Below are 265 nucleotides of genomic sequence, written 5' to 3' on the forward strand. Positions count from 1 at the left end.
AATCTACGTGGTTATTATACCGGTGGTACTATTCACTTCGTAATCAATAACCAAATCGGATTTACAACTGACTTTGATGATGCACGTAGCGCTGATTATTGCACATCGATCGCCGCCATGGTTCAGGCGCCGGTTATGCACGTAAATGGAGATGATCCTGAAGCAGTGGTGAAATGTGCTGAAATAGCAACCCGCTATCGCCAGGAATTTAATAGCGATATTTTCATCGATATGGTTTGTTATCGCCGTCATGGTCATAATGAAG

Annotated in this window: 1 protein-coding gene; it reads left to right on the forward strand. The window is 43.0% G+C overall.

The window, feature by feature from the left end; all coding sequences use genetic code 11:
- Nucleotides 1-265, forward strand: a 265-nt coding sequence (locus CWB99_RS23915) for a thiamine pyrophosphate-dependent enzyme (RefSeq protein WP_138686265.1), incomplete at both ends; no start/stop codon positions are given.

The organism is Pseudoalteromonas rubra, from assembly GCF_005887095.1.
GTDB classification, from domain to species: Bacteria; Pseudomonadota; Gammaproteobacteria; order Enterobacterales; family Alteromonadaceae; genus Pseudoalteromonas; species Pseudoalteromonas rubra_E.